The 3,529-nt window shown below is 73.7% G+C and carries 3 protein-coding genes; all 3 read left to right on the top strand.

What is annotated here, in order from left to right:
* Positions 1 to 190: 190 nt before the first annotated feature.
* The gene (locus AB0927_RS40830; protein ID WP_366672942.1) at positions 191 to 1,705 is read left to right on the top strand and encodes a cytosine permease; all 1,515 of its coding nucleotides are present in this window, start codon (positions 191 to 193) and stop codon (positions 1,703 to 1,705) included.
* A gap of 114 nt (positions 1,706 to 1,819) precedes the next feature.
* Positions 1,820 to 2,218 carry an SseB family protein gene (locus AB0927_RS40825; protein ID WP_366672941.1) on the top strand — a complete coding sequence of 133 codons (399 nt, stop codon included), beginning with the start codon at positions 1,820 to 1,822 and terminating at the stop codon, positions 2,216 to 2,218.
* A gap of 117 nt (positions 2,219 to 2,335) precedes the next feature.
* The gene (locus AB0927_RS40820) at positions 2,336 to 3,433 is read left to right on the top strand and encodes a hypothetical protein (protein ID WP_366672940.1); all 1,098 of its coding nucleotides are present in this window, start codon (positions 2,336 to 2,338) and stop codon (positions 3,431 to 3,433) included.
* Positions 3,434 to 3,529 lie beyond the last annotated feature (96 nt).

Genomic DNA, 3,529 nt, shown 5'->3' with positions numbered 1-3,529 from the left:
CCTGCGCCGGCCCGCCCGTGGGCGGCGGCGGGGGGGGGGGGGGCGCGCCCCCCCCCCCCCCCCCCGGGGGGCGGGGGGGGGGGGGGGGGGGGGCCCCCCCCCCCCCCCCCCGCTGCCCTGCGCTGCCTGCGTTGCGGCCCCCGCGGTGCCGACCTAGCGTGATCTCGACACGTCAGACAGGTAGGCCGTGATGACGCATCCGCACGACCCCCTCGGCATCACCGACAGCAGAGCCGCCGCCCGCCCGATCCAACTGGAGACGCACGGGCTCGACGTGATCGGGGACGCGGACCGCAGAGGCACCCCGCGCATGCTGTTCTGGCCCTGGTTCGGGGCGAACGTCTCCGTGCTCGGACTCAGTTACGGCGCCTTCGCGTTCGGCTTCGGCATCTCCTTCTGGCAGGCGCTCCTCGCGGGCACGATCGGCATCGTCGTCTCGTTCCTGCTGTGCGGCTTCGTCTCGGTGGCGGGCAAGCGCGGCTCGGCGCCCACCATGGTGCTCAGCCGCGCCGCCTACGGGGTGCGCGGCAACCGATTGCCGTCGGTGGTCTCCTGGATGCTCACCGTCGGCTGGGAGACCGCCCTCATCTCGCTCGCCACCCTCGCCACCGCGACCGTCTTCACCAGCCTCGGCTGGGGCGGCGGCACCGAGACCAAGGTGGTCGCCCTCATGGTGGTGGCCGCGCTGACCGTCGTCGCCGGCGTCATGGGCTTCGACCTGATCATGCGGTTGCAGACCGTCATCACCGTGATCACCGGCGTGCTGACCCTCGTCTACGTCGGACTCGTCGCCCACCAGGTCGACTGGAGCGCGGTGAGGGCGGTCCCGGGCGGATCCGCGCAGCAGATGATCGGCGCGCTGGTGTTCATGATGGCGGGCTTCGGCCTCGGCTGGATCAACGCCGCGGCCGACTACTCCCGCTATCTGCCCCGCGACTCCTCCAGCCGGGGCGTGATCGGCTGGACCACCCTCGGTGGCTCGCTGGCCCCCGTGCTGCTGCTGGTGTTCGGCGTGCTGCTGGCCGGCTCCTCGCCCCAGCTGAGCCGGGCCATCGCCGACGACCCGATCGGCGCCCTGACCACGATCCTGCCCACCTGGTTCCTGGTGCCGTTCGCCCTGGTCGCCGTCCTCAGCCTGGTCGGCGGCGCCGTCCTCGACATCTACTCCTCCGGCCTCGCCCTGCTCTCCGCCGGACTGCGCGTGCCCCGCTATCTGGCCGCGCTCTGGGACGGCTGCCTGATGATCGCCGGGTCGGTCTACATCGTGTTCTTCGCCGACGGCTTCCTCGGCCAGTTCATGGGCTTCCTCACCACGCTCGGGGTGCCCATCGCCGCCTGGTCCGGGGTCATGCTGGGCGACCTCGCGCTGCGCCGCCGCGACTACGACGACGGCGACCTGTTCCGCCCGCACGGCCGCTACGGCGACGTCCCGCCGGTGCCCCCGCTGCTCACCCTCGCCGCCACGGCCGTCGGCTGGGGACTGGTCACCAACACCGCCGCGCACTGGCTGGGCTGGCAGGGCTATCTCCTCGGGCCGCTCGGCCTCGGCGGCCGGACCGGCGCGTGGGCGTACGCGAACCTGGGCGTCGTGGTCGCCCTCGTCCTCTCCTTCCTCGGCACCCTGCTGCTCGGCCGGCGCCGGGTGCGCGCCCAGGAGGCCCTGGCGCCGAGCCCCGCGCCCGGCGAGGAGGTCATCAGGGCCTGACACCCCTCGCGGATCGCACGCATGCCCCGGGCCCGCACCGGGTACGCGAGGCGGGAGCCCGCCCGGGCAGTCCGCCCGGGTGGCCGTACGACCACCGCTACCTGGGGATCTGCCATGGAGACACCCGCACACGACGCCCTTCCGACGCCGGCCCAGCAGGCGCTGGACGCGCTGGCCACCAACGCCGAGGACCAGGGGGCCCTGGACACCCTCGCCCACAGCGACGTGCTCGTCCCCGTGCCGGACGACGCGATCGACGGCGAGGGCGCCGACGCCACCACGGTGGCCCTGCCCGTCCTGGAACAGCCCGGCGGCGACCCGGTCGTCCCCGTGTTCACCACGGAGAACGAGATGGCCGAACTCCTGCCCTTCATCTCCCGCTACCGCCTCATCCCGCTGGGCGCGCTGGCCTCCCAGTGGCCCGAGGAGGACATCTCGCTGGCGATAGACGGCAGCTCCGACCACGCGCTGACGCTGACGTCGCAGGGGGTGCGCACGCTGCTGGCCCGCTGAGCGGGCGCGCCCCCGAGGGACGCGGGGGCGCGCCGGTCCGGGTGCGATCGATCACAAACCGTCCGCGGCCGCCGGCCAAGTGGATCACCCCGTTTCCCTGGGCGCCAAAATGTCCCCATGGAATACATCGCCGGCACGGCAGGCGCCCTGCTGCTCCTGGTCGTGCTGAGCAGCATCCTGCGCACCCTCGTCGTCCCCCGGGGCCTGTACTCCGGCCTGGTCTTCCGGCTCTGGTGGCTGCTGCGCAGGCTGCTGAGGCTCGCCACCCTGCGCGGTGGCTACGAGGCCATCGACCGCGTCCAGACCTGGCTGGCCCCCTTCATGCTGATCGGCATGCTCGCCTGCTGGCTCTTCGGCGCGCTGGTCGGCTTCAGCCTGCTGCTGTTCGCGATGTCCCCGCTGTCCTGGAGCACCGCGTTCCGCGAGGCCGGTTCCAGCCTGTTCACGCTCGGCTTCGCCAGCGGCGCCCGGTGGCGGCTGTCGGTCCTCGACTTCGTGGCCGCGGCCACCGGGCCGGTCCTGATCGCGCTCCAGATCGCCTACCTGCCCACGCTCTACGCCGCCTACAACCGCCGCGAGGTCGAGGTGACCCTCCTCCAGGCCAGGGCGGGCGAGCCCTCCTGGGGCCCGGAGATCCTGGCCCGGCAGTGGCTGGTCGACACGGAGACCGCGCTGCCGGAGCTGTACCGCGCCTGGGAGCGGCTCGCCTCGGACATGGGCGAGAGCCACTCCACCTACCCGGTCCTGCTGACGTTCCGCTCCCCGCGCCCGTACCGGAGCTGGCTGGTGGGACTGGTCGCGGTGATGGACGCGGCGGCGCTGCAACTCGCGCTGGACCCGAAGACCGCGCCGCCGGAGGCCCGCCTGGTGCTGCGGGCCGGCTTCAGCGCCCTGCGCGACATCGCCCGCGCGGTGCGCGCCCCCTTCGACGCCGACCCCTCTCCCACCGCGCCCATCCGGCTCACCTACGCCGAGTTCGACGCGGCCGTGGCGATGCTGGACTCGGCCGGCTTCCGCGCCGAGCGCACCCCCGAGGAAGCCTGGCCCCACTTCCGCGGCTGGCGGGTCAACTACGAGGCCGTCGCCTACGAACTGTGCCGCCGCTGCGACGCCGTACCGTCCCTGTGGACCGGCCCCCGCGACTTCCCGACGACACCCATCCCGCCGAGCCGCCCGCTGGACCGGCGCCCGGACGACCCGCCGGGGAGCCTCTAGTCTAGGGGGTGTCCGGCGGATCTTGGCGCAGACGCGGGGTCCGGCACGCCGATCTGCGGCGTTGTCGTCGGTCGCCGACGCCCGCGTCGACTCCCT

Origin of the sequence: Streptomyces sp. NPDC048106 (genome assembly GCF_040706415.1) — a bacterium.
In the GTDB taxonomy this organism is placed as follows: domain Bacteria; phylum Actinomycetota; class Actinomycetes; order Streptomycetales; family Streptomycetaceae; genus Streptomyces.
This window is presented reverse-complemented; position numbering and strand designations above follow the sequence as displayed.

What these genes read in the sequence shown, in the direction of transcription:
- AB0927_RS40830 (WP_366672942.1), top strand. Translation starts at nt 191, where the DNA reads ATGACGCATCCGCACGACCCCCTCGGCATCACCGACAGCAGAGCCGCC.
- AB0927_RS40825 (WP_366672941.1), top strand. Translation starts at nt 1,820, where the DNA reads ATGGAGACACCCGCACACGACGCCCTTCCGACGCCGGCCCAGCAGGCG.
- AB0927_RS40820 (WP_366672940.1), top strand. Translation starts at nt 2,336, where the DNA reads ATGGAATACATCGCCGGCACGGCAGGCGCCCTGCTGCTCCTGGTCGTG.